The organism is Stecheria intestinalis (assembly GCF_009696165.1).
GTDB classification, from domain to species: Bacteria; Bacillota_I; Bacilli_A; order Erysipelotrichales; family Erysipelotrichaceae; genus Bulleidia; species Bulleidia intestinalis.
Genome location: NZ_VUMN01000004.1, coordinates 94,207 through 119,262 on the forward strand (window position 1 = coordinate 94,207; position 25,056 = coordinate 119,262).

Here is a 25,056-nt window from a genome sequence, read left to right on the forward strand (position 1 = left end):
AACTGAGCAAGTGCGGGTTCGAGCGGATTCATGCATGCAGATATCTGAACTTCGGATTCGGAAGACTGCCGGCTGACAGCTTCCCGAAGCTGTCCATGTACGGGCAGGAGAACTTCGTGCATCATCGCTGCCATGCCACGGATCAGTACATCTGGATGGTATACGTGACTTCTGATTCCTATGCGCAGAAAGTCAGGAAGATCTTCCAGGATCTGTACTTCGAGCCGATTGANATTCCAGCCGTTGATGTCCATCGGCTGATGGAGGAATACCGCGAGCGGATCAATGATGTGTATGCATACTGCGAACAGGAAGATGGAGTCTGCTCGATGTATCCGGATGTCGCGGTGCTCGATTCCAAGATGATTGTCTCCGGCTTCATCCAGGCGGATCAGCAGCAGAAATTCCAGAATGTGTTTACCGGAATGCCGGTGGACTTCCGGTTCAAGGAGCCTTCGGAAATGCCGCAGTGCAAATGCCCTACGGTACTCAGGAATAACTGGTTTGCAAGACCATTCGAACTGTTCGTTGAGATGTATTCCCTGCCGCAGTACGGAGACTTCGATCCGACCTTCTTCATGGCGCTGACATACTGTCTTCTGTTCGGCATCATGTTCGGAGATATGGGTCAGGGCCTGGCGCTGATGGTGATCGGCTTTGCGTTCGAGAAGAAGGGCAAGCTGTTCGGAGTCATCGGCAGAGTGGGCATCACTTCAACGATCTTCGGATTCCTGTTCGGTTCGCTGTTCGGATATGAAGATGCGCTGAATCCGATTCATCAGAAGCTGTTCCATGTTCGGGAGAAGCTGTTTGATGTCATGGCGAACTCGAATACGATGTTCCTGCTGATCTCGGCGATTGCGATCGGTGCGGTGCTGATCATGATCACGCAGATGATCAATATTGCAAATAATGCCAAGAAGAAGAAATACGGCGAAGTGCTGTTCTCGCAGAATGGCGTAGCGGGTCTTGTGTTCTATGGCTCGATCATGTTTGCGATTGTATACAGCCAGCTCAATGGCGTGAATATTGCGAAGAATCCGCTGTATATCATCATCTGCTTCGTGCTTCCGGTCATCTGCTTCGTCATGAAGGAACCGTTCACGAATGCGGTGGAACATAAAGCGATGAAGCCGAAAGAGGGCTGGGGCGGCTATGTGACGCAGTCGATCTTCGAGATGATCGAGATTCTCTTGTCCTTTGTCACGAACTCGATGTCTTATCTGCGTGTCGGCGGTTTCGTGCTGTCGCATGCCGGCATGATGCTGGTTGTCATGACCCTGGTGAAGATGACAGGAAATGCAGGTCCGGTGGTGCTGATCATCGGCAACGCGTTTGTCATGATTCTTGAGGGCCTGATCGTCGGCATTCAGACACTGCGTCTGGAATATTATGAGATGTTCAGCCGGTACTATACCGGCGGCGGTGTCCGCTTCAAGGCTCTTCAGGCTGACTGAACAATTAAGAAAGATAGACCGGAATATCCGGAAAAATAAAGGAGAAAACTTATGCTTACACTGAAAGAAATGATTCTGCCTCTCATTGCCGTTGTACTGATTGTCGGACCGATTGCGCTGATCTTCAGCGGAAAGATTTCCGCGAAGAATGCCAAGACGAAGATGCTTGCTCAGATCTCGATCTTTGCTGGGGTATTCGCTGTCATGATGATTTTCCAGATGCATCAGTTCACGGTTCTCGCTGAAGATGGTGCTGCTGTGGATCCGTCGAAGTCAATGGGCTTCCTGTCTGCTGCATTAGCTGTCGCTGCTTCTTCGCTTGGTGCTGCATGGGCAGTTGCGAAGGCTGCTCCGGCTGCTCTCGGTGCTATTTCCGAGAATCCTGATAACTTCGGTAAAGCAATCATCTTCGTTGCGCTTGGTGAAGGTATTGCAATTTACGGACTGCTGATTTCCATTCTGATCCTGAACAATCTCTGAGCTATGAAGGCTTACGTCATCAGTGACAGTACGGATACCGTGACCGGCATGCGGCTTGCCGGTTTTGAGGGAGAAGTCATTTCCAGCCGCGATGCAGTGCTGAAACGGCTGAAAGAGCTGATTCAGGAACCAGACATCGCGATGATTCTGATGACGACTGGAGTGATCTCCTTATGCAGCGATGTGGTATCGGATTACAAGATGAATCTCGCAAAGCCGCTGATTGTCGAGATTCCGGACCGCGATGGCAGCGGTGAGATCGGCGAGTCGATCAACCGCAGCATCAGCGAGGCCATTGGCATCAAGTTGTAAGAAGAGGTAGTTCATGGAAGAAGAAGAGAAGAAAATCCTGGAGGCCATCAAGGCAGACGTGTCGGCCAATGCAGATCTGGTCGAAGAGCGTGTCAATGCGGAGACGAAGGCGATGCAGGAAGATCAGATCGAGTTCTTCCGGAAGGGTCTTGAAAAAGAGAACGAGACGTATCTGGAAGGGGAGCTGCAGGATCTGAGGCAGTATGCGGCTACCAAGAGCTCGACCGACAGAATGAATACCAGAAAACAGCTTCTTGAGCTGCGTCAGCAGCTGGTTTCGGAGCTGTTTGATGAAGTGCGCAGCGATCTGAAAGCATTCACGAAGACGCCTGCTTACGAAGAATATCTCCGGAAGAATGTGAAACAGCTGAAGACGACGCCGTCCGGATATTTCGTGGTCCGCGTGCAGGATGAAGCGCTGATGAAGAAGATTCTGGAAGAAGAAGGCCTTGCCAATCCGCTGAAGGCTGTCTATATGCCGATCGGCGGCTTCCAGTATGTGGATGCGGATGCACGCATGGAATACACCTGCATGCTGAAGGACAGACTTCAGGATGCCGAGCAGTGGTTCCGTGAACATTCCGGATTCAATCTGGATGAAAGCGAGGAACAGGCATGAGCGATGTCATCTATTCCATCAACGGACCAGTTGTCACGGTCCGCAATACCAATTCCTTCTCCATGCGGGAAATGGTCTACGTCGGAACAAAGCAGCTGCTTGGCGAAGTCATCCGGATCAATGACGAGGTGACGACGATCCAGGTTTATGAATCCACGACCGGCCTGATGCCGGGCGAGGAAGTCAAGGGTACCGGTTCGCTGCTGAATGCACTGCTCGGCCCTGGCATGCTGAGAAATATCTATGATGGCATCGAACGGCCGCTCGAGAAGATTCATGAGCAGCAGGGTGCATTCATTTCCGAAGGAAAGAGTGTTCCATCTCTTGATGAAGAGAAGAAATGGGACGTTCATATGGTCCTGAAGCAGGGCGATACGGTCAATGGCGGCGAGATCTTTGCGACCTGCCAGGAAACGCCTGTCATTGAGCATCGCTCGATGATTCCGGTTCATGTGAGCGGAACGATCACTGAAGCAGTACCAGATGGTTCATATACGGTGAATGATGTTCTGCTGAAAGTGAAGAACGAAGAGACTGGCGAAGAGATTCCGGTCACCCTGGCTCAGAAGTGGCCGGTGCGTGTGCCGCGTCCGATCAAGGCCAGAGAACCGCTCACGATTCCGCTGATCACAGGTCAGCGAGTACTCGATACGATGTTCCCGATTGCCAAGGGCGGATCGGCTGCGATTCCGGGCGGATTCGGTGCTGGCAAGACGATGCTGCAGCACTCGATCGCGAAGTTCTGCGATGCCGATATCATCATCTACGTCGGCTGCGGAGAGCGCGGTAACGAGATGACCCAGGTCCTCGAGGAATTCAGCGAACTGAAAGATCCGAAGACCGGCAATTCCCTGCTGGATCGTACGGTACTCATTGCAAATACGTCGAACATGCCGGTGGCTGCTCGTGAGGCGTCCATCTATACCGGTGTCACGATTGCCGAATACTATCGTGATATGGGATACCATGTGGCACTGATGGCAGACTCCACGTCCCGCTGGGCAGAAGCGCTGAGAGAGATCTCAGGACGTCTGGAAGAGATGCCTGCAGAAGAAGGATTTCCGGCTTATCTGCCTTCGAGAATCGCGCAGTTCTATGAGCGGGCTGGTTATGCGGATACGCTGTCCGGAGCGAAAGGAAGCGTCACTCTGATCGGTGCCGTATCGCCGCAGGGCGGTGATTTCTCGGAGCCGGTCACGCAGAATACAAGACGGTTCGTGAGATGCTTCTGGGCACTCGATAAGTCATTGGCCTATGCGCGCCATTATCCGGCTGTGAACTGGAATGAGAGTTCTTCGGATTATGCAGATGATCTGGCCCATTACTATGGTCAGAATGTGGCTCGTGACTTCATGAGCTTAAGAGCAGAGATGCGGGAAATCCTGCATCAGGAAGATACGCTGATGGAAGTCGTCAAGCTGATCGGCTCGGATGTGCTCCCGGAAGATCAGAAACTGACGCTCGAAATTGCCAGAGTCGTGCGAGTCGGCTATCTGCAGCAGAATGCGTTCCACCCGGATGATGCGTCGGTCCCGCTTGCCAAGCAGTACAAGATGCTGAAAGTGATTTCGTATCTCAGAAGAGCCTGCCAGGATAAGGTTGCGAAGAAGATCCCGGTCTCTCTGATTGCGAAGACCGGCATCTTCGAAACCGTCATCAAGATGAAATATGATGTACCCAACAGCAACATTGCGCTTCTCGATTCCTATGATGCGAAGATCGATGAGGCACTGAATTCGATTCTGTAGAAAGGGAGGACCTGAAATGAGCTTGAAATATCTCGGACTCGATCGGATCGAGGGCTCACTGGTTGCCCTGGATCATGTGAGCGGGGTTTCCAATGAAGAGATGGTGGAACTGACCCTGGAAGATGGATCTGTCAGAACCGGAAGAGTCACGATGATTGAAGGAGAGAGAGCCGTGATCCAGGTGTTCCAGGGCACGGATGGCCTCTCGCTGACGAATACCAAGACCAGACTGCTCGGACATCCGATGGAACTCGGGCTGTCGAAAGAAATCCTCGGCCGTACATTCAATGGCATCGGCGAGCCGATTGACGGCATGGGACCGGTGTATGCAAGCAAGTTTGCAGATGTCAACGGCAGACCGCTGAATCCGGTTTCCAGAGAATATCCGCGCAACTATATCCAGACTGGCATTTCTGCTATCGATGGTCTGAATACGCTGATCCGCGGCCAGAAGCTTCCGATCTTCTCGGGCTCTGGTCTGCCGCATGATCAGCTGGCTGTGCAGATCGTTCGTCAGGCAAAGCTGACGGGCGAAGATGCCGGCAACTTCTGCATCGTGTTCGGCACGATGGGTGTCAAGAATGATGTTGCGGACATGTTCCGCCGTTCGTTTGAAGAGACGGGTGTCATGGAGAAGGTTGCGATGTATGTCAACCTTTCGGATGACCCGATCATCGAGCGTATTCTGACCCCGCGCTGTGCATTGACGGCTGCTGAATATCTGGCCTATGAATGCGGCATGAATGTGCTTGTCATTCTGACCGATATGACGGCGTACTGCGAGGCGGTGCGTGAATTTTCTTCTTCCAACGGAGAGATTCCTTCCAGAAAAGGATATCCTGGCTATCTGTATTCGGATCTTGCTTCTCTGTATGAAAGAGCCGGAATCGTCAAGGGCGGCAAGGGTTCCGTGACCCAGCTGCCGATTCTGACGATGCCGAATGATGACATTACCCATCCGGTACCTGACTTAACCGGCTATATCACCGAAGGTCAGATTGTTCTGGACCGTGATCTGTTCATGAACGGCATCATGCCGCCGATCGGCGTGCTGTCTTCTCTGTCCCGTCTGATGAAAGACGGCATCGGCGAAGGCTATACGAGAAAAGATCACCAGGATGTTGCTAACCAGCTGTTTGCATGCTATGCAAAGGTGCAGGATGCGCGTTCGCTGGCTTCCGTCATCGGCGAAGATGAACTGTCCGAGATGGACCAGCAGTATATGAAGTTCGGCCGCAGATTTGAGCAGATCTTCATCGGCCAGGGTTTCCATACGAATCGCTCGATGCAGGAGACCCTGAATCTGGGCTGGGCTCTTCTTTCCACGCTTCCGGAGGCTGCTCTGGATCGTCTGGATCCGCAGTTGATCAAGGAGAACTATCATCCGGAACATGCAGAGGAGACGATTAAGCTTGTCTTGCAGGGAGAGCAGAAATGAGCACGCAGATTGCGGCTACCAAAGGAAACCTGATCCGCCTGAAGAGAGCGCTGAAGCTGTCGCAGAGCGGCTATGAGCTGATGGACCGCAAACGGAATATTCTGATCAGCGAGATGATGAAGCAGGCCGATCAGGTCAGACTCGTCCGCGATCAGATCTCAGAGGCTTACAAGCTTGCCTATTACCTGCTGGAGCAGGCAAACCTGTATACCGGCCAGCTGGGCAGCGTGCTGGATGAGATTCCGGTAGAAGACAGCATTCAGATGACGTATCGCTCGGTCATGGGTGTTGAAGTGCCGCATGTCATCTGGCAGAAGCCGGAAGAAGTGAAGATTCCGTATGGACTGGAATCCACGAACTCCCGGATTGATGAAGCCTATCTTCAGTTTCAGAAGGTCAAGGAGCTGACGATGGTGCTGGCAGAAGTAGACAGCAGCGTCTACCGTCTGGCCGATGCCATCTCGAAGACGCAGAAACGGGCAAATGCGCTGAAGAATATCGTCATTCCGAGATATGAATCGCAGATCCGCGAGATCTCGGATCAGCTCGAAGAGAAAGAGCGGGAAGAATTCTCCCGTATGAAAGTCATCAAGGCTTCGAAGAACGAAGCACAGGCATGAGGACGTCTGCTGGATAGGCAGACGTTTTTCTCTGCCTTCTTTTCAGAAAATCAGTCATTATTTTCATGTGGTTTAACCAGAAAACGGAAGATTGTTCGGAAACTATTAAAAAATGTGTGGTTTCCACAGTGGTTTCTCGTGTATGATAATCCTGTCTTGTGAATTTGCTGCACAATCGGAGGGGGGTATATGACAGAGCGGGCTTTTGAGGTCTTTGAGACAAAAGAACGGGTTCAGGCAGATAACGCGAAGGAAGCAGCGAAAGTACGGGAGTCGCTGAAGCAGCATCATGTATTCCTGGTGAATCTGATGTCTTCGCCGGGAGCTGGAAAAACGACCACCCTGGTACGGACGATCCGGGAACTGAAGAACGATTATAAGATCGGTGTCATGGAAGCGGATGTGGACTCGGATGTGGATGCGAGAACGATCGCTGCAGAAGGCGTGAAGGTGATTCAGCTTCATACCGGCGGCAGCTGCCATATGGATGCGGATATGACAGAACGGGGATTAGAGGAGATGGGTCTGGACGGACTTGATCTCGTTTTCCTGGAGAATGTCGGGAATCTGGTATGTCCGGCGGAGTTTGATGTCGGTGCGGATGTGAGAGTGATGATCCTGTCGGTACCGGAGGGAGATGACAAGCCGCTGAAGTATCCGCTGATGTTCACGGTCAGCGATTGTCTCTTAGTGAATAAGATCGATGCCATGGAAGTATTCGACTTCGACATGGAAGCGCTGGAAGAGCGCGCGAAGAAGCTGAATCCGGACATTGCGATTCTGCCGGTTTCTTCGCTGACCGGAACAGGCTTCGGGGCATGGATCGAATGGCTGAGAAGCAGAATTGAGGAGGCTGGACATGAAGATCATTGAGTTAAAGGAAAGCGTCACGGCTTCCAATGACAGAGATGCGGATGCGCTCCGGGAAGAACTGAATGGAAAAGGAGTGCTGCTGATCAATCTGATGTCTTCGCCGGGTTCGGGAAAGACGACGCTGTTAAAGAGAACGGTGGCGGATATGAAGGATCAGAGAATCGCAGTGCTGGAAGCAGATATTGATTCTGCAGTCGATGCGGAACGGATGGAAGCGGCTGGTGCGAAGTCGATTCAGGTTCATACCGACGGCATGTGCCATATGGATGCCGGCATGACGAAGAGAGGCCTGGATGAGATGGGCCTGGAAGATGTGGATCTGGCATTCCTGGAGAATGTCGGCAATCTGATCTGCCCGGCTGAGTTTGATACCGGAGCGCAGAAGAATGTCATGATTCTGTCAGTTCCGGAAGGAGACGACAAGCCGCTGAAGTATCCTCTGATGTTTCAGAAGAGCGATGTGCTTGTGGTGACGAAGATCGATACGATGGGATTCTTCACCTTCTCGCTGGAGAAGTGTGCCGAGAGGGTGAAGCATCTGAATCCGGAGATTCAGATCTTCCCGGTCAGTGCGAAGACCGGAGAAGGCATGAAGGACTGGGAGAACTGGCTGCGGGAAGCAGAGAAAGAAATCAGGCAGGAGAAGGAGAACGGGAAATGAAGGAACAGAAGAATCGTCTGACGAATGAACGGGACTACAAGCAGGATCCGAACTATGTAGCGCCGGACAAGGAGAAAGAAAAGGTTATCAAGAGACTCGGCGAGATGATTACGGATCGCTATGCGGTGAAGCTGACGCATACGATGAGCACCGACGATCCGGAATACTGGGCTCTGGATGAAGTGCTGACCAAGGAAGAAGCGAAGTTCCTGCTGAGTTTCAAGAAGACCAGGGTGAACTACGATGTCGAACAGCTTGCCCAGATGAATCATATGTCTGTGGAAGAGACTCAGAAGATGATCGATCATCTGATCTGGATCGGCGTGCTCGAGCAGAACCGTGAGAATGCGGATAAGCATCTGCAGTATGATGTGCCGGTATTCGTTCCGGGATCTGCAGAGTTCATGATGATGCAGGATCCGCTGACCGAACAGCATCCGAATCTGGCGACGTTCTTCAACCTGATGACCCAGATGCCGCTGGAAGGCGTCACGCCGATGGTACCGATGGGCGGCGCCGGCATCGGCATGCATGTGCTGCCGGTAGAGAAGGCGATTGAATCCTGCAGCGAGAGTGTCTCGGTAGAACATCTGAGCCACTGGCTGAATAAGTATGACAAGTATTCCGTCGGTCAGTGCACATGCCGCAAACAGCAGGCGATGCGCGGTGAAGGTTCCGGTGAGATCAACGGCGAGTTCTGCGTCGGCGTCGGCGATCTGGCAGAATACTGCGTGGACCGCGGCACCGGACGCTACATCACTTACGACGAAGCGATGGAGATCTTCAAGCGTTCTGAACGGCATGGCTTCGTGCATCAGATTACGAATATCGACGGCGAAGATAAGATCGTCGGCATCTGCAACTGCGCTCCTGGCGTCTGCAACGCCATCCGTACGTCGCAGCTGTACAACACGCCGAATATGAGCCGTTCCGCTTATCGTGCCCATGTTCAGAAAGATAAGTGCGTAGCCTGCGGCAAGTGCGTCGAGGTATGCCCGGTCGGGGCTGCCAAGCTTGGCCAGAAGCTCTGCACGAAGCACGGAGAGATGACGTATCCGACAACCAAGCTTCCGGATGAGACAAAGTGGACGGCAGATAACTGGAATCCGCATTACCGCGAAGATGCGAAGATCAATTGCTACGAGACCGGTACTGCACCGTGCAAGACGGCATGTCCTGCACACCTTGCGGTCCAGGGCTACGTGCATATGGCAGGCGAGGGAAGATATCTGGATGCCCTGAAGCTCATCAAGCAGGACAATCCGTTCCCGGCAGTATGCGGTGCGATCTGCAACCGCCGCTGCGAAGACGAATGCACCCGCGGAACGATCGATCAGCCCATCGCAATCGATGAGATCAAGAAGTTCATCGCTGCTCAGGAACTCAAGGAAGAGAATCGCTACATCCCGATCTGCGAGAAGGATGATGGCGGCATGTGGGGTCCTGACTACAAGATGGCGGTCATCGGTGCTGGTCCTGCAGGTCTGTCCTGTGCATATTATCTGCGCACGAGAGGCTATGACGTGACCGTCTTCGAGAAGGAGCAGAATCTCGGAGGAATGCTGATGAACGGCATTCCGAGCTTCCGTCTGGAGAAGGACGTCATCGCTGCGGAAATCGACGTGCTGAAGAAGATGGGCGTTGAATTCCGTACGGGCGTCGAAGTCGGAAAAGATACGACGATTCCGGAATTGAAGGCAGAAGGCTACAAGGCATTCTATCTTGCCATCGGCTGCCAGGGCGGCAGAAAGGCCGGTGTTCCGGGTGAAGACGCAGAAGGCGTTCAGACCGGTGTCGAATTCCTCAGAAAAGAGAATCAGGGTCAGGGCAGCCGCCTTAGCGGTGACGTCGTGGTCGTAGGCGGAGGCAACGTCGCCGTCGACGTCGCCCGTACTGCAGTACGTGTCACGGATGGCAAAGTAACGATGGTATGCCTGGAAGGTGCGCTGGAGATGCCGGCTGCACCGGATGAGGTTGCGGAAGCCAAGGGCGAAGGCATTGAGATCCGCAATGGCTGGGGACCTAAGGAAGTTCTCACTGAGAACGGCAAGGTGACCGGCATCGTGTTCAAGAAGTGCACGCGCGTCAAGGATGAGACCGGCAGGTTCAATCCGCAGTACGACGAGAACGAGACGATCACGATTTCCTGCAGCAATGTCTTAATGAGCATCGGCCAGTCGGTGGTGCTCGGAGATCTGCTGAAGGGAACGAAGGTAGAGACGAGAAGAAACGGCGGCATCATCGCGGATCCGGTTACGTATCAGACCGCAGATCCGGATATCTTTACCGGCGGCGACGTATACAGCGGTCCGAAGTTCGCAATTGATGCGATTGCGGCTGGAAAGATGGCATGCGAGTCCATGCACCGTCATGTCCATCCGGGTCAGTCTCAGACGATCGCAAGAGATCTGAGAAAGTTCATCGAACTGAACAAGGAAGACATCGTCATCGAATCCTACGACAATGCGAAGCGTCAGGTTCCGGGCAAGGTGAAGGAACTGGAAGGAACGTTCCATGACGAGCGTCTGCCGTTCACGGAAGAGCAGGTGCAGGCAGAGGCGAAGAGATGCCTTGGCTGCGGCGCTACGACCGTGGATCTGAATCGCTGCATCGGATGCGGTCTCTGCACGACGAGATGTGAGTTCGATGCGATTCATCTGAGCAGAGATCTGCCGGATGCGTCGAAGATGTACAAAGCAGAAGACAAGTTCAAGGCGATTGCGCCGTATGCGGCAAAGCGCGAGATGAAGATTCTGTTCGGCAAGAAGAAAGATGCATGAAATGGGCATTGTCACTCATCTGGCGAAGACGCTGGATGAACTGGCAGAAGAAAAGCACATCATCAGGATCGGTTCGGTGACGCTGCAGGTCGGAGAGGTGTCCGGCATCATGACGGATTATTTCGTGGACTGCTGGAATTACTTCAAGGTGAGACATCCGGTACTGAAGGATTCCGAGCTGAAGCTGGAGACATTGCCGGCGGTGACGATCTGCGAGCATTGCGGAAAGACGTACGAAACCGTGAAGTACGGCAGGACATGTCCGTACTGCCAGAGCGAGGAAACCTATCTTCTGACTGGCAATGAGTGCATCATCAAGGAAATAGAAGCCGAGACCGAAGATGATCGGCAGGGAGAGGAGTCAGTTCCGGCAAGGGACTGATTCTTTTCTTTGAGATGATATACTTGCTGTAAAGGTGATGAAAATGGAAGAGACAGAATCATTGCGATTTGTGTTTACCCCGGAGGGATTTCATCCGGATGCCTCAGGGTACAGTGAAGTAAACAGGAAATGGTTTGAAGAAGGCGGGATTCCTGCATTGTATGCATTCGGAGCAGGCAGAAAGCCGGAGAATCTTTCGGCTTCGGCTGCGTTTCTGTATCAGGTTTCTTCGTCGTTTTTCCAATGTCTGACAGATTCGCCGCAGCTGGAGCTGGAACGGGAAAAGGCCAAGGTGAAGATCAGCGAGACCAGGATGGATGCACTGCTGAATTCAGTGCCGTTCACGATCGGGGCTGAGAATGTGACTGCTGCCTGGATCAGAGAAATTTTCAAGCAACTGCTGAAGATCTATCGGAAAGAGATCAGGTCTTATGATGGCACGGTACAGATGTACCTTGCGGAGAAGAATCAGAATCTGCATGTGCCGGAGCGGATCTTCTTTCATCTGGTGGAAAATAAGGATGAGGAAGGGACGTATCCGTTTGCGTTTATGGCAACCTATGCGTCAGCAGGAGAGGATGGAAAGGTTCATCACTATCCCCTGAAGTATGCGTTGACGCAATATGGGAATGATCGGAAGAAACTGATTGCATTACTGTCTTGTCTGAATCGGGCTTCTGAGGTTTCGCCGGCGGTGAAGTCGATGATGGAGAGCGGGGAACTGTTTCATCCGCTGCGGTTTACAGCAGAAGAGGCGTTTGCGTTTCTACAGCAGGTGGAGGAGATTGAGAAGTGCGGGATTCTGTGCCGGATTCCGGACTGGTGGCGCAAGAAGCTGATGAATGTGTCGCTGCAGATGGTGGTCGGAGAGAAGCAGCCTTCTCTGCTTGGGTTTGATTCGATCATGGAGACGACGCCGGAATTGACGGTTGATGGAATGAAGCTGACCAAGGCAGATATCAGGAAACTGCTGGAGCAGTCAGATGGACTTGCGATGATCAAGGGAAGATGGGTTCATGTGGATCATGCCAGGCTGAAGGAACTTCTGAAGAAGATGGATCAAGCCGGAGATACGGTGACGCTGATGCAGGCCCTGCGGATGCAGATGGAGCAGGATGACCGGGATCCGGATAATGGTGAGATCATCACGAATGGAAAGTGGCTGAGCGGGTTATTGAATCAGATGCGGCATCCGGAGAAGATCAAGAATATTCCGGTTCCGAAGAGTGTGCATGCAGTACTGAGGCCTTATCAGAAGACGGGCTATGAGTGGCTGAACTATATGGGTTCGCTCGGGTTCGGGGCGTGTCTTGCGGATGATATGGGTCTTGGCAAGACGCTGCAGGTGCTGACGTATCTGGAGCGAATGAGAATGACAAATCCGGATGCGAAGGTGCTTCTGGTTGTGCCGGCGTCTCTGATCGGCAACTGGGTCAGAGAGGCTGGAAAGTTCACTCCGGATATGGAGGTGAATGTACTGCATGGAAAACCGAAGAAGCAGATGGAACAGGAGATCAGGGAACCTCATTTCCTGAATCTAACGACGTATGCCATGGTCAATCGTCTGGATGGTCTGGAAGGGCGTACGTGGGACTGCCTGATTCTGGATGAAGCACAGGCCATCAAGAATCCGCTGACGCGTCAGACCAAGGCAGTCAAGAAGATTCCTTCCAGGATGAGACTGGCATTGACTGGTACGCCGATTGAGAATGATCTCGGGAATCTCTGGAGTCTGTTTGATTTCCTGGACAAGGGACTGCTTGGCAGTGCCGATAGTTTTAAAAAGTTCTGCAGCCGGATGGATGCGGAGGATGGACTGGAGTATGCAAAGCTGAAGGGAATGATCAGCCCGTTCTTATTGCGGAGAATGAAGACAGATAAGACGATAATCCATGATCTGCCGGATAAGATTGAGATGGTGGATTATGCGTCTCTCTCTGCAAAACAGACGGTACTGTACCGGCAGATCACGGATCATCTTGCCGAAAGCATGAAGGGTCTTTCCGGAATGGAGCGAAGAGGACTGGTGCTTGCTTCATTGACGAAGCTGAAGCAGGTATGCAATCACCCGGATGAATATCTGGGAGACAGCGGATACAGCCCGGAAGAGAGCGGCAAGTTCCTGATGCTGAGGGATCTCTGCGAGACGATCCGGGATAAACGGGAACGGGTACTGGTATTCACGCAGTTCCGCGAGATCACGGATCCGTTAGCAGAGTATCTGTCTGAGATTTTCGGGGCACAAGGCTATGTGATTCATGGCGGTGTTCCTGCGAAGAAGCGTACGGAGATCGTGAATGCATTCCAGTCGGATCTCTATGTTCCGTTCATTGTGTGCTCTCTGAAGGCGGCTGGAACCGGATTGAATCTGACCAAAGCGAATCATGTGATTCACTTTGACCGGTGGTGGAATCCGGCTGTCGAGAATCAGGCAACCGACCGGGCATTCAGGATCGGGCAGAATAAGAATGTCATGGTGCATAAGCTGGTATGCAGAGGAACAATTGAAGAGAAGATCGATACGCTGATCAATTCGAAGAAAGAGCTGGCAGAGAATGTGATCGGTGCTTCTGAAGCAAGCTGGATCACTGAGATGAGCAATGAAGATCTGATGAATCTTCTGAGGCTTGAGTAGCATGGCCAGATACTATGAGACGAAATACTACAGTCAGCCGACTGCAGAAGAACTGAAGAAACGGGCAGAAGAGAGTTCAAGGAAAGCAAAGCGCAAAGGCGTGGTCTATCATCCGGTGGTTGTAACCGGAAGAAAGATCTGCACGTCCTGGTGGGGAACAGCCTGGTGTGAGAATCTGGAGCGGTATGCGGATTTTGAGAATCGGATTGAACGGGGCAAGCGCTATGTGCGCAATGGTTCCGTGATTGATCTGCAGATTGAAAAAGGAAAAGTTCATGCCAGGGTGCAGGGCAGCCGCAAGGCTCCTTACAAGGTTGAGATCCGGATCAGTCCGTTATCAGAAGAGAAGTGCCAGGCCATCCTGAATCGATGCGGGAAGCTGGATGACCTGGAGACCTTGCTGAGCGGGAAGTTCCCGGATGATATGAAAGAGCTGTTCTTCGAGAAAGATGGTCTCTTTCCGAATCCTGCGGAAATCAGTCTTTCGTGCAGCTGTCCGGACTATGCTATCATGTGCAAACATGTGGCTGCGGTGCTGTATGGCGTAGGGACGAGGTTTGATGAAGATCCGATGCTGTTCTTTGAGCTAAGAGGAGTGGAGGTCAGCAGATTCATTGATGTTTCCTTGAAGGATCATGTGGACACGCTGCTGGAACATGCGGATAATCATACTTCCCGCATGATGGATGATGCGGATATCGAAAAGGTATTCGGTTCTATCTGAGCTGCAGAAGTATTTGCCCTCTCGAGGAAGAGGGCTTTTTCATGTGCATTCAGACTCTCTTCCGAATACAGAAGGGATAGGAAGAATGATACCTTATTCTGAAATAGATGGGATGAATCTATAATGAAAATGTAAATTTCATTACCGAAAAAGATAAGAAAAACGCATAAAAATGCTACTGTAAACGTTTACGGCAAGATAGGAACGTTTCAGAAGCTGAATGAAATTTTTTCAGAATTGCGAATTCCGGAAATATAAATTGTGAGAAAAGCCGCATATCATCGACCTTTTTCATGACATTGTGCTAAAATGGCGAAGAAAGATGACTGAAAGTCTACAAATTAACAAAATTAAAGAAGTGATAGGATAACTTTCAGAACGATTCGATCTTTCAGGAACAGCATGGCACAGGACGGAACAGAGAAGCAGACAGAACAGCAGAAGCACGTTTCTTCTGAGGAACGGCACCGCAGAAGAAAGAAGCGCTATGCAAAGGAATTCAGGAATACGATCCTGGTTCTTCTGATTGCTGGCGCAGTGATTGTTCTCTCGGCGGTATTTCTGATTCCGGTGTACCGGATTACCGGGAATACGATGACTCCGACTCTGGAAGAGGGAAACATCGCATTATCGGTGAAGACCGGGAAGCTGAAGGAAGGCGATTTAGCAGCAGTCAGGTACCATGACAAGATCCTCATCAGACGGGTGATCGGCCTGCCTGGCGACGAGATTGAGATCGACGATTCCGGGACGGTAAAGGTCAATGGCGAGGTGCTCGCAGAACCATATGTGAGCGAACCGGCATTGGGCCAGACGGATGTCACATTTCCGTATGAAGTGCCGGAAGGAGAGTACTTCGTGATGGGAGACAATCGAAGCGTCTCCATCGATTCACGCAATACTGCGATCGGCAGTATTCCGGAAGATATGATTGCAGGGAAGCTTGTGTTGCGCATCTTCCCGCTGAATGAGATTGAAACATTGAGCTGACGCAGCGGCGACGTGTTTCGGAAGTAGTGAGGGGTAGCATGAAAAACAGAAATTTTGAACGTGGCGGAAGCCGGAAAAACGGAAAACGCAGAGTCAGAAAATTCTGGATTGTCTGTGCCTGGGTACTGAGCATTTCGATGATCATCGGTACAGACAGCAATATAGGCAGCTATAATGTCGACGCTGACGACGGAGAGAACGTAGAGATTACCGAGGTTCCTTCTGAAACAGCAGAGACTGAAACACAGGAATCGGCAGCACCGGTTCTTTCAGCGGCTCCGGAACCTGCGAATACAGAGACTTATGTTCCGGAAGTTTCAGCGACTCCTGCAGCAGAATTGATTCCTTCTGCTGCACCTGTGACGGAAGAAACAGCTGAACCAGTCGCCAGTGCATCTCCGGAAGCAGTTCCTTCTGCCACTCCGTATGCAAGCATGGAACCGAGTGCTTCTCCTGAAGCATCTGCTTCTGCAGAACCTGAAGCAGCCGAAGCTCCTGCAAGCATGCTGGAAGTGTCCTTTGAAGATACTGAAGAAACAACCGGAATCAAGGTGTCTGTGAAAGCAGAGGAAGGCACGTTCCCGGAAGGAACGACCATGGAGCTTTCTCCGGTAACGGATGAGAATGTACTGAATGATGCCATGGAAGCATCTTCTCTGGAACATGCCGAAGCGAAAGCAGTAGACATCACGTTTAAAGATGCAGCAGGAAATGTGATTGAACCGGAGAAGCAGATCCGTGTGACGATGACTGCGGATGTCATCAAGGATGCTGAGACAGTCGATGTCGTTCACGTTCCTGATGAGAAAGAAAAAGAAGAAGATCAGTCTGTCGAAACAGAAGTAGTCGATCAGACTGCTGATGCAGATCTTGAAGAAAATGAGAAGCCTGCAGAAGATCAGGTAGTCTTTGATGCGGATCAGTTCTCCGTGTATGCGATTGTCTATACAGTGAACTTTGATTATGGCGAACATTCCATAACTATTAATGGGGGTGAATCCGTTAATCTTTCTGATGTTTTGAATAATCTGCAGATCGTTAAGGATTCGGAAGGCAATATTCTTACCATCAGTGATGTGTCTGATGTATCTTTCTCCACTCCTGATCTTGTGGATGTTACTGCGCAGGACAATGATTGGGTTCTAACTTCTACAGCTCCTTTTGATACCAAAGAGACTTTAACTTTAACATTGACCAATGGGGATACGCTCAGCATTGAAGTGACAGACGATAGTGACGTTGATCTCAGTAATAATTGTATAACAAGCATATCATTTAGAAAAAATGTTAACGGGTATTGGGTGGAAACAAATGACTTTACAGTAGGTGATTCTATTCAGATCAGTCTGGCATATCAAATTCCAAAGGGAGGAATTAACAACAACAATAAAACTGCTGTATATCAGATTCCTAATGGAATCGTGCCCTTAGAGAACCAGAGCGGCAATATTAAAAAGAATGGAAATACTATTGGTACGTATAACATAGGAACTGATGGAAAAATCACTCTTGTTTTCAGTGATGAATTTGCAGGAGAAGATCTTGGAGTAGATGGCTCTGTAAGCTTCGAAGGAACGATTTCAGAAAATGCTGGCGGTGACTCTGGTTCAATTACATTCCCAGGTACAAACAATACAATTAAAATCATTAAACCTGTTGAGGATAATTATGATATTCATACAAATAAGACAGGCGCTGTAATATCGGATAAAAAAGTAACCTATACAGTTACCGCTACTACGAATAATGGTACAGGTGACCGCCGGGTAAATATCACAGATCAATATGGCAGCAACGAGAGTAAGAATGTTGACTCATTCAGTTACGTTCAGAATTCTGTGAAAATCTTCAAAATTGATGCGCAGGGAAAGAAAGATATTATCAACTCAAATACAGCGGAAATATCTTTTACAACGGTGAGCGGACAGTCAGATGGAGATCCGAAGTTTGAGATTACTGGACTTCCAGCTTTGAATGCTGGCGAAAGATATGAAGTCACTTATGATGTGAATATTACTCCAAAGGATGCGACAAAGAGAGTTCATATTTGCAATTTAGCATATTCAAAAAGCGGAAATCATGATGAATGGCACTGGGATAGCGAAGATATAGAAACAGAGATTGAAAAAGAAGGTGGCTATGATGCCGATAGCAACACATTCTGGTGGCGGATTAAGCTGAACAATGGCCTTCAGCAGGATGTTAGTGGCTGGAAGGTGCATGATAGCGGGACGGGAACGAAAATTGTCGGAGACGTATCTGTTTATCGGGTAGAAAATAATAATCCGGTATTTGTTTCTTCTCGTTCAGATTTTGATGGAGCTCAAACATTTGAATTTGAAATGGGTAACCTCGATGTTACGGATCCAAATGATTCTAGCAAGACAGTAAAGTTCAGTGCGATCTCTGATGATCAGAAAAAAGCTGATTATTATATTGAATACAGAACCGAAGCACCTGCTGGTCAAGCTGGCGGGCAGGTTTCTGAGACGAATAGTGCTGGCTATACAGATAAAGACAATCATGGAAAGGATACTTCCAGTACAGCTACAGGCAATCTTAGAGATTCATCTGTAAATAAGAAATGGAAGGACAATTCAGATCAGTTGTCTGAAGACAAGAGCATTCTGCAGACGCAGTGGAATTCTGATGTAATACTGCCTGCCGGTAAGCTGAATACATTTGTTTATCAGGATGAAATTGAAGATGCTGTTGATGAGCAAGGAAATACTTATGCGCATTATGCTATTGCTTCTGAATTAGAGAATGCATTTAAGAAGATTATTTCCAGGAATTCTGATAACGGTGGAAATTGTAAAAAGGGTCTATACCTGGCTCTTAATGAATATGACAGGTATAACTATAATGGCAGCGGTAATTATGCCACAAAGAGCAATTATTATGGTGCAGATGCTGCACAGAGTGATGTAAAAATTGAAGTTAAATATTTTGACAAAGATGGCAATGAGGTTTTCTCAGATAATAGCAGCACTCCTGTGAAAAGTTTTACTGTAACAATCTTATCCGAAAATGGTATTGAAGCTCATGATCTTGCTGTCAATGGCTATCCTACACACGTTAATGTGTCTCAACTGCCTGGAGGACAGGGGATATCTATCAAGAATAAAGGCCTTTCTGGCGGAAAAGAGTCTGAAGCTTCACATAAGTATGTGAAACCAATGGATTCCGGAGAGATCGATAAGCGGGTCCATACTTCTACAGTTAATGGCGGAAGAATATTCAAGAATGGCAGTCAGACAGTAGATTACAGCTTAGACGATGGCAAGCTGATATATAAACTGATGCTGCGCACTGGTCCTAAAAACAATGGTACTCTGACAATCTATGATACATTGCCTGACGGCGTTACGTATGATGATAATTCCATAAAAGCATTCTATTATCCGGATGCGACGGGGGATGAGAATAACAGAACTAAAGAAATTACTTGGTCAGAGAATGAGCAAATAAACGTTAATTTTGAAGATAATTCAAAACCAGGAGTAAACATTTCACCAGATAGCAACGGTAAAGCAGTTCTTACAATCACAATTCCAAATTTTAAATACGCTAAGGCATATCCATATGTTGGTATTGAATATTCTGTGAGTTTTGCAGGTGACAATAATTGGAAAAATCCGGCAACTACATCCCAGACATATACGAATACGGCAAAATGGAATGGAAACACTTCTAGTGATGAAGTGACTGTGACTAGAGATAAGGTTATCCTTAATAAATCGAGTGTGCAACTTGATGAGGATGGAAACCCTATTGTTATAGGCAGTGACGGAAAACCTACTAATACCCCAGCAGGAGGAATTCGTTACTCCATAGTTATCAATGCGGCTGCAGATGATCTCGTGAAAAACTCAGAAACATTGACACTTGTTGATACAGTGCAAAAAGGTAATCCAGACCTGCATCCGTATCTCGATCTGAGCAGCGTTCATCTCTATAACTATAGTTCAAGCGTAGAGAATCACATCGGAACAGAGATTCTCCAGACTTCATATGAACTACAGTATGATGAAACAAATAACAAGATGACTTTAGTTATTCCTGACAGTAAAGCTTTGGTCCTTGTTTATGATTATCGGATTGATGAAAATGCAGCAGGAACGCCAACGATTTCAAATTCGGCAGAACTGAATGGCAAGTGGTCCACCAGTGAGAATACTAAAGTTGAAACAAGCACTTCTTCAGCGACTGCAGATCATAAAAAGATTACTGTTTATAAGGTCGACAGCAGCAACTATAAAGAATTACTTTCTGGTGCTGCATTCAATCTAGAGAGATACGATTACAACAAGGATCAGAATAGTGGCTCATGGGTGTCTATTAAGCAAGTAACGACTGGAGAGAATGGAACCATAATTTTCAATCTTTCTGGTTCTAATCCAGAGCTTGCGACTGATAAGCTTTACAGACTTACTGAAACAATTGCCCCAGATGGATATAAACTCGACACCACTCCGCACTATTTTATCTGGAAGGATGAAAGTGATTCAGATAATAATAGTGCATATGCCAATGCCAATGTCTCATCTGCTCAAATTAATAATGCCCCGATAAAATACATTGAAAATGGCGGAGGAGATCTGTATATATCTAATGATTATACACGGCTATCTGTTATTAAATCCTGGGCTAAGAATGACGGCAGTGCAGCAAGAATGCCTGAAGGAGTTGAAGTAAAGGTTCAGCTATTTAGGGAAGAACATATTCTGGATGGTAAGACTGTAACCATAAAAATGCTGAACACTTCAAGCAATAATTATCAGTATTATTCGGCCTCATATGTGGTTGAGAATAATTCATCGCTGACTGTGTCTGTAAATGCTTGGAAAAATGATAATTGGAAAGGGCCACTTTACTTAACATATGGTGGTCAATCACATGAAATGTCATACGGCAGTAGTAATGGTAATTGGACTGGGAAGATAGATTCTGTTACAGATGACATGGAGATTGATATTAGTGCTCCGTGGCAAACCAATGCACCTACGGTTGATTACACATTAGCTCCTACAGGGGTAATAAATAAAAAACCAGTTGGTAATCCTTTAACGTTAACTGATACAAATGGCACCTTATCATATCATTGGGATAAACTTTCGACATCAGATAATAATAAGCAGTTATATTATTCTGTTGAAGAAGTTAGCGTAAAAAAGAATAATGTAGACATTTCTGGAAATTACCAAGTTTCTTACAGAAATAATGATGGTATTCAGTCAGGACAGATCATAATAACCAATACCAATAATAAGGAAGTTTATGAACTTCCTGAAACAGGGGGAAGTGGGACAAAGAAATTCATATTATCTGGCTTTGGGTTAGTGCTGATTGGAATTTCTAGCATTCTCATGAAAAAGAAAAATAAGGATGGCATAAGCAAATGAGTTGCTCTGATAACCGAAAGCTTTTTCCACCCAAGAATCCGATATGGAGATGCAGCGTCATGAGAATAAGCAAATTCTGAATTGGAATGCTGAATTCAAATGGATACAGAAAAATCAAGAAGCTAAAACATGTTTTCTGGGAACAATTTCGCAGAAAGAATAAATTCTTAGAAAACAATATTTAAGTAAAAGAATCGAGGGGAAACAAATGAAAGCATTAAAGAAACTAGCAAGCGTATTAATTTCACTATTCATGGTATTCGCAACTGCATCAACAGCATTTGCGGATGAAGAAAATTCGTTAACAATTCATAATACTGGGAATACGGCTCATACATTTGAACTGTATCAAATTTTTACCGGTGATTATTCCAATGGAACACTTTCCAATATCAAATGGGGTAATGGTGTTACATCGGATGGTCAAAATGCGCTTGGTGATGCAGCGACAAAAGCTGGAAACATTACTGATGCTACTACCTTTGCAAATGAAGTAAAACCGTATCTGACGAATGCTACTACTTCTGGATCCGTTGCTGCTGGAAGTTCTTATACATTCGGTAATCTGACTACTGGCTATTATCTGGTCAAAGATGTTGATGGCTCTCAGAAAGATACAGCGGGCGCATATACATCCTATATCGTTCAGGTTGTTGGAAAAGTAACGCAGGATACGAAGCTTGATGTTCCTACTGTTGTAAAGAAAGTAAAAGATACTAACGATTCTACCGGTGTGACAACTGATTGGCAGGATTCCGCAGACTATGATATCGGTGACACAATTCTATATCAGATCACTGGTACGATGCCGTCTAATATCGATAAGTACACCACTTATAAATATGCTTTCACAGATACTATGAGTAAAGGCCTCAGCTATACTGCAAAGAGTGCAACAATCAAAATCGGTGATACAGATGTCACTTCTTCATTTATAAAAACGGTTAAAGAGAATAATGATGGATCGACCACTGTCACTTGGTCCTGCGATAATCTGAAGGGAATCAGCGGGGTAACTTTGAATAAAGACACCAAGGTTGTTGTTACTTACGACTGCACGCTGAATAATAATGCTGTTATTGGTTCGGCAGGCAATCCGAACACGGTTTATCTCACTTACTCCAATAACCCGAATGGAGGTGGTGAGACAGGTAAGACTCCGGAAGACAAGAACATCGTCTTTACATATAAAGTTGTTGTGAATAAGGTTGATCAGGATAATAAGGCTCTTGCTGGTGCAGAGTTTACTCTCAGCAAAGTCAAAGCAGATAATACTACTGAGGCTGTGAAAACCTTTACTTTAACTGGTGACAAAGAAACAGATCCTACTACCTTCACTGCTACCGGTCTCGATGATGGCACTTATGTCTTGAAAGAAACAAAGACTCCTGCTGGTTACAACACGATTGCAGATCAGTACTTCAAAATTTCCGCAGAGCATAATACTACCGCTGATAATCCTGCATTAACAAGCTTAAGCGGAGATAAGTTAACTGGTTCTGCTCAGACTACAATTACTTTCACAGCAGATAAAGATGCTTGTTCTCTGACTACGAATGTAGTTAACAAGAAAGGCTCCAGCCTTCCTTCTACTGGTGGTATCGGTACTACGATCTTCTATGTAGCAGGTGGTGCTCTGGTGGTTCTTGCTGGTGTGATGATTGCTGCAAGAAAGAGAGTCAGCTGAGGTTCTGTATTAGAATGTAGTAAGTATGCAGCTTAGGGGAGAATCATTCTCTCCTGGCTGCTGATGGTTCGGAGGGATACCTTTGAAGAAAAAGATTTCCAATATCATATTGGTCCTGATATTCCTGACAGGTGTATCCCTTCTGGTTTACCCGACCTTCAGTGACTGGTGGAATTCCATGCATCAGTCACGTGCAATTGCTGCGTATCAGGATCAGGTGAATACGCTGGATGATTCTCAGTATGAAGAAATGCTGGAAAAAGCTAAAGCGTATAACGAGACTCTGGTAGGCAAAGAAGATCGGTATAACCTGAGCGATTCTGAGGTTGAAGAGTACAACAGTCTTCTTGATGTGACTGGTACCGGGATCATGGGTTATGTAGTGATTCCGAAGATCAATGTCAGATTGCCGATTTATCATGGAACAGATCCTGCGGTTCTGGAGATTGCGATCGGGCATATTGCTGGTACTTCTCTTCCGGTCGGGGGAGCTAGTACACATTGTGTGCTTAGCGGTCATCGCGGTCTTCCTTCAGCAAAGCTGTTTACAGATATCGATCAGCTGGAGGTTGGCGATCAGTTCATGCTTGAGGTTCTGGGTGATACCCTGACCTATGAAGTAGATCAGATCACCGTGGTGCTTCCGGATGAGCTTGATGATATCGAGATCGAAGAAGGCAAGGATCTCTGTACACTGGTTACCTGTACGCCTTATGGAGTCAATACTCACAGACTCCTGGTAAGAGGCCATCGGGTAGAAACCGTGGAACAGAATCATGTCAGAGTGGTAAGTGATGCAGTACAGATTGAACCGATGACGGTATCGCTTGCGATTGGTCTTCCGGTACTGGTGATTATCATGGTGCTTAGAATTGCATTTGCAGGAAAGAAACGCAGAAAGGGGAGGTGAGCAGATATGAAGATTTCAGAGAAGCTGAGAATTGTTCTGACAGTATTCTGCGCAGTGATGCTGATGTCTGCTTCGCCTCTGCGTGTCTTTGCTGAAGGAATTGTTCCGAAGAATGACTGCAGTATTACCCTGAAACCTGGAGAAGGGATCAACATCGATGGTGCAGAATTCCGGGCATATCGGTTTGCTGATGTAAGCGGGAATGGAGAAGTATCGCTGTTAAGCGAATACTATCAGTCTTCCGTTGATATCGGTCTCTATGATGGCAATGAAGAACATATGGCGAAGCTTGCAAGTACGCTTGTCAGCTATGTCAGTTCTGATCAGAAATTATCGTATGAACGCAGACAGGTTCTGAATGGGAAACTGGAATTCACCGGATTGACGGAAGGGCTGTATCTGATTGTCGGAGAACCTTACTCGAATGATCATGGAAGTTTCAAGGCGTCACCGATGATTCTGAGCGTTCCGAACCGGGACGAAGGTAAAGCATGGAACTATGATGTTTCCGGAGAGATCAAAGGAACATTTACTCCGAAGACTGATACTAAGACGAATATCACAGTTTCCAAGCTCTGGGCTGGAGATGGGAATGGAAGCACCAGACCTGTTTCCATTGAAGTTCAGCTGACACATGATCTGAAGCCTTATGGAGAAACAGTAGTACTGAATGCTGATAATAACTGGTCTTATACCTGGAAGGATCTTTCTTCAGAAGGTGACTGGAACGTTGCAGAAGTAAATGTTCCGGCTGGTTATACCACATCTGTATCAAAGAGCGGAACGAAGATCAGCATTACGAATACCTATCATAATGAAACGCCGACTCCTTCTCCTACTCCGACACCGACTGCAACTCCTACTCCGACGCCAACAGCACCGTCGAATACTCCTACCCCTACACCGACGGTAACGCCTACCCCGACCCCAACGGTGCCGGCCAATACTCCGACACCAACTCCGCATACTCCGACTGCTCCTCCGACCAGGAATACTCCTTCACCGACCCCGTTCACTCCGATCACAAGAACTCCGTTTACGCCTATGACTTCTGCAAGGAGACCATATACGCCGTATACGAGTGATAACTGGAATATGGGATTATGGATCTCCCTGCTTGCAGGTGCTGGAGCAGTGATGATCTATGCTGGTACTCGGCTGAGAAACGATCAATGATACAATAAGAGCAGGAATAGAACCTGCTCTTTTTAGTACACCCGACATGGGTGATAACTCGAGGGTGAAAGTCCCTTGCGCATGTATAGCGGCATGATTCAAAGCGCTAGCCAAAGGCAACGTGGACATCGTGAGGTGTCAACGGAAGGAAGCCGGATG

18 protein-coding genes are annotated in these 25,056 nt (G+C 48.2%); all 18 read left to right on the plus strand.

Going from position 1 to position 25,056, the window contains the following annotated elements:
- Positions 1-461 precede the first annotated feature (461 nt).
- The 18 genes from FYJ51_RS13990 to FYJ51_RS13490 all read left to right on the plus strand — a co-directional run bounded on the left by FYJ51_RS13990 (position 462) and on the right by FYJ51_RS13490 (position 24,897).
- Positions 462-1,457 carry a V-type ATP synthase subunit I gene (locus tag FYJ51_RS13990; protein ID WP_456243031.1) on the plus strand — a complete coding sequence of 332 codons (996 nt, stop codon included), beginning with the start codon at positions 462-464 and terminating at the stop codon, positions 1,455-1,457.
- 51 nt (positions 1,458-1,508) lie between these two features.
- Positions 1,509-1,937, plus strand: a complete 429-nt coding sequence (locus tag FYJ51_RS03140; protein ID WP_154503084.1) for an ATP synthase subunit C — start codon at positions 1,509-1,511, stop codon at positions 1,935-1,937.
- 3 nt (positions 1,938-1,940) lie between these two features.
- Positions 1,941-2,249, plus strand: a complete 309-nt coding sequence (locus tag FYJ51_RS03145) for a V-type ATP synthase subunit F (protein WP_105304547.1) — start codon at positions 1,941-1,943, stop codon at positions 2,247-2,249.
- A 13-nt stretch (positions 2,250-2,262) separates the two neighbouring features.
- On the plus strand, positions 2,263-2,868 hold the full coding sequence (locus tag FYJ51_RS03150) for a V-type ATP synthase subunit E family protein (RefSeq protein ID WP_154503086.1): 606 nt from the start codon (positions 2,263-2,265) through the stop codon (positions 2,866-2,868).
- Positions 2,865-4,616 (plus strand): V-type ATP synthase subunit A, encoded by a 1,752-nt coding sequence (locus tag FYJ51_RS03155; RefSeq protein WP_105304545.1) that lies wholly within the window; start codon positions 2,865-2,867, stop codon positions 4,614-4,616. The genes FYJ51_RS03150 and FYJ51_RS03155 overlap by 4 nt, the downstream gene beginning before the upstream one ends.
- Positions 4,617-4,632: 16 nt before the next feature.
- On the plus strand, positions 4,633-6,054 hold the full coding sequence (locus FYJ51_RS03160) for a V-type ATP synthase subunit B (protein ID WP_105304544.1): 1,422 nt from the start codon (positions 4,633-4,635) through the stop codon (positions 6,052-6,054).
- Positions 6,051-6,674: a V-type ATP synthase subunit D gene (locus FYJ51_RS03165; protein ID WP_154503088.1), complete on the plus strand. Its 624-nt coding sequence runs from the start codon at positions 6,051-6,053 to the stop codon at positions 6,672-6,674. Before FYJ51_RS03160 ends, FYJ51_RS03165 begins: the two co-directional genes overlap by 4 nt.
- Positions 6,675-6,863: 189 nt before the next feature.
- The gene (hypB, locus tag FYJ51_RS03170) at positions 6,864-7,547 is read left to right on the plus strand and encodes a hydrogenase nickel incorporation protein HypB (protein ID WP_154503090.1); all 684 of its coding nucleotides are present in this window, start codon (positions 6,864-6,866) and stop codon (positions 7,545-7,547) included.
- Positions 7,534-8,208, plus strand: coding sequence for a hydrogenase nickel incorporation protein HypB (gene hypB / locus FYJ51_RS03175; RefSeq protein WP_154503092.1), 675 nt, complete (start codon positions 7,534-7,536; stop codon positions 8,206-8,208). The genes hypB (FYJ51_RS03170) and hypB (FYJ51_RS03175) overlap by 14 nt, the downstream gene beginning before the upstream one ends.
- Positions 8,205-10,988, plus strand: a complete 2,784-nt coding sequence (locus FYJ51_RS03180) for an FAD-dependent oxidoreductase (protein WP_154503094.1) — start codon at positions 8,205-8,207, stop codon at positions 10,986-10,988. The genes hypB (FYJ51_RS03175) and FYJ51_RS03180 overlap by 4 nt, the downstream gene beginning before the upstream one ends.
- Position 10,989: 1 nt before the next feature.
- Positions 10,990-11,370, plus strand: coding sequence for a hydrogenase maturation nickel metallochaperone HypA (locus tag FYJ51_RS03185; RefSeq protein WP_235897207.1), 381 nt, complete (start codon positions 10,990-10,992; stop codon positions 11,368-11,370).
- Positions 11,371-11,413: 43 nt separating this feature from the next.
- The gene (locus FYJ51_RS03190) at positions 11,414-14,005 is read left to right on the plus strand and encodes a DEAD/DEAH box helicase (RefSeq protein ID WP_205946147.1); all 2,592 of its coding nucleotides are present in this window, start codon (positions 11,414-11,416) and stop codon (positions 14,003-14,005) included.
- A 1-nt stretch (position 14,006) separates the two neighbouring features.
- On the plus strand, positions 14,007-14,729 hold the full coding sequence (locus tag FYJ51_RS03195) for an SWIM zinc finger family protein (protein WP_154503101.1): 723 nt from the start codon (positions 14,007-14,009) through the stop codon (positions 14,727-14,729).
- 402 nt (positions 14,730-15,131) lie between these two features.
- A complete protein-coding gene (lepB, locus tag FYJ51_RS03200) occupies positions 15,132-15,719 on the plus strand; it encodes a signal peptidase I (RefSeq protein WP_154503104.1) in 588 nt (195 codons plus the stop codon).
- Positions 15,720-15,757: 38 nt separating this feature from the next.
- Positions 15,758-21,124 (plus strand): SpaA isopeptide-forming pilin-related protein, encoded by a 5,367-nt coding sequence (locus FYJ51_RS03205; RefSeq protein WP_154503107.1) that lies wholly within the window; start codon positions 15,758-15,760, stop codon positions 21,122-21,124.
- A 208-nt stretch (positions 21,125-21,332) separates the two neighbouring features.
- Positions 21,333-22,811 carry an isopeptide-forming domain-containing fimbrial protein gene (locus FYJ51_RS03210; protein ID WP_154503110.1) on the plus strand — a complete coding sequence of 493 codons (1,479 nt, stop codon included), beginning with the start codon at positions 21,333-21,335 and terminating at the stop codon, positions 22,809-22,811.
- Positions 22,812-22,893: 82 nt separating this feature from the next.
- Positions 22,894-23,721 carry a class C sortase gene (locus FYJ51_RS03215; protein ID WP_154503113.1) on the plus strand — a complete coding sequence of 276 codons (828 nt, stop codon included), beginning with the start codon at positions 22,894-22,896 and terminating at the stop codon, positions 23,719-23,721.
- Between the two features lie 6 nt (positions 23,722-23,727).
- A complete protein-coding gene (locus FYJ51_RS13490; protein ID WP_205946148.1) occupies positions 23,728-24,897 on the plus strand; it encodes a Cna B-type domain-containing protein in 1,170 nt (389 codons plus the stop codon).
- Positions 24,898-25,056 lie beyond the last annotated feature (159 nt).

Bases quoted from the DNA above. Each gene is read 5' to 3' on its own strand.
- FYJ51_RS13990 (WP_456243031.1), top strand. From the start codon at position 462: ATGCCGCAGTGCAAATGCCCTACGGTACTCAGGAATAACTGGTTTGCA.
- FYJ51_RS03140 (WP_154503084.1), top strand. From the start codon at position 1,509: ATGCTTACACTGAAAGAAATGATTCTGCCTCTCATTGCCGTTGTACTG.
- FYJ51_RS03145 (WP_105304547.1), top strand. From the start codon at position 1,941: ATGAAGGCTTACGTCATCAGTGACAGTACGGATACCGTGACCGGCATG.
- FYJ51_RS03150 (WP_154503086.1), top strand. From the start codon at position 2,263: ATGGAAGAAGAAGAGAAGAAAATCCTGGAGGCCATCAAGGCAGACGTG.
- FYJ51_RS03155 (WP_105304545.1), top strand. From the start codon at position 2,865: ATGAGCGATGTCATCTATTCCATCAACGGACCAGTTGTCACGGTCCGC.
- FYJ51_RS03160 (WP_105304544.1), top strand. From the start codon at position 4,633: ATGAGCTTGAAATATCTCGGACTCGATCGGATCGAGGGCTCACTGGTT.
- FYJ51_RS03165 (WP_154503088.1), top strand. From the start codon at position 6,051: ATGAGCACGCAGATTGCGGCTACCAAAGGAAACCTGATCCGCCTGAAG.
- hypB (WP_154503090.1), top strand. From the start codon at position 6,864: ATGACAGAGCGGGCTTTTGAGGTCTTTGAGACAAAAGAACGGGTTCAG.
- hypB (WP_154503092.1), top strand. From the start codon at position 7,534: ATGAAGATCATTGAGTTAAAGGAAAGCGTCACGGCTTCCAATGACAGA.
- FYJ51_RS03180 (WP_154503094.1), top strand. From the start codon at position 8,205: ATGAAGGAACAGAAGAATCGTCTGACGAATGAACGGGACTACAAGCAG.
- FYJ51_RS03185 (WP_235897207.1), top strand. From the start codon at position 10,990: ATGGGCATTGTCACTCATCTGGCGAAGACGCTGGATGAACTGGCAGAA.
- FYJ51_RS03190 (WP_205946147.1), top strand. From the start codon at position 11,414: ATGGAAGAGACAGAATCATTGCGATTTGTGTTTACCCCGGAGGGATTT.
- FYJ51_RS03195 (WP_154503101.1), top strand. From the start codon at position 14,007: ATGGCCAGATACTATGAGACGAAATACTACAGTCAGCCGACTGCAGAA.
- lepB (WP_154503104.1), top strand. From the start codon at position 15,132: ATGGCACAGGACGGAACAGAGAAGCAGACAGAACAGCAGAAGCACGTT.
- FYJ51_RS03205 (WP_154503107.1), top strand. From the start codon at position 15,758: ATGAAAAACAGAAATTTTGAACGTGGCGGAAGCCGGAAAAACGGAAAA.
- FYJ51_RS03210 (WP_154503110.1), top strand. From the start codon at position 21,333: ATGAAAGCATTAAAGAAACTAGCAAGCGTATTAATTTCACTATTCATG.
- FYJ51_RS13490 (WP_205946148.1), top strand. From the start codon at position 23,728: ATGAAGATTTCAGAGAAGCTGAGAATTGTTCTGACAGTATTCTGCGCA.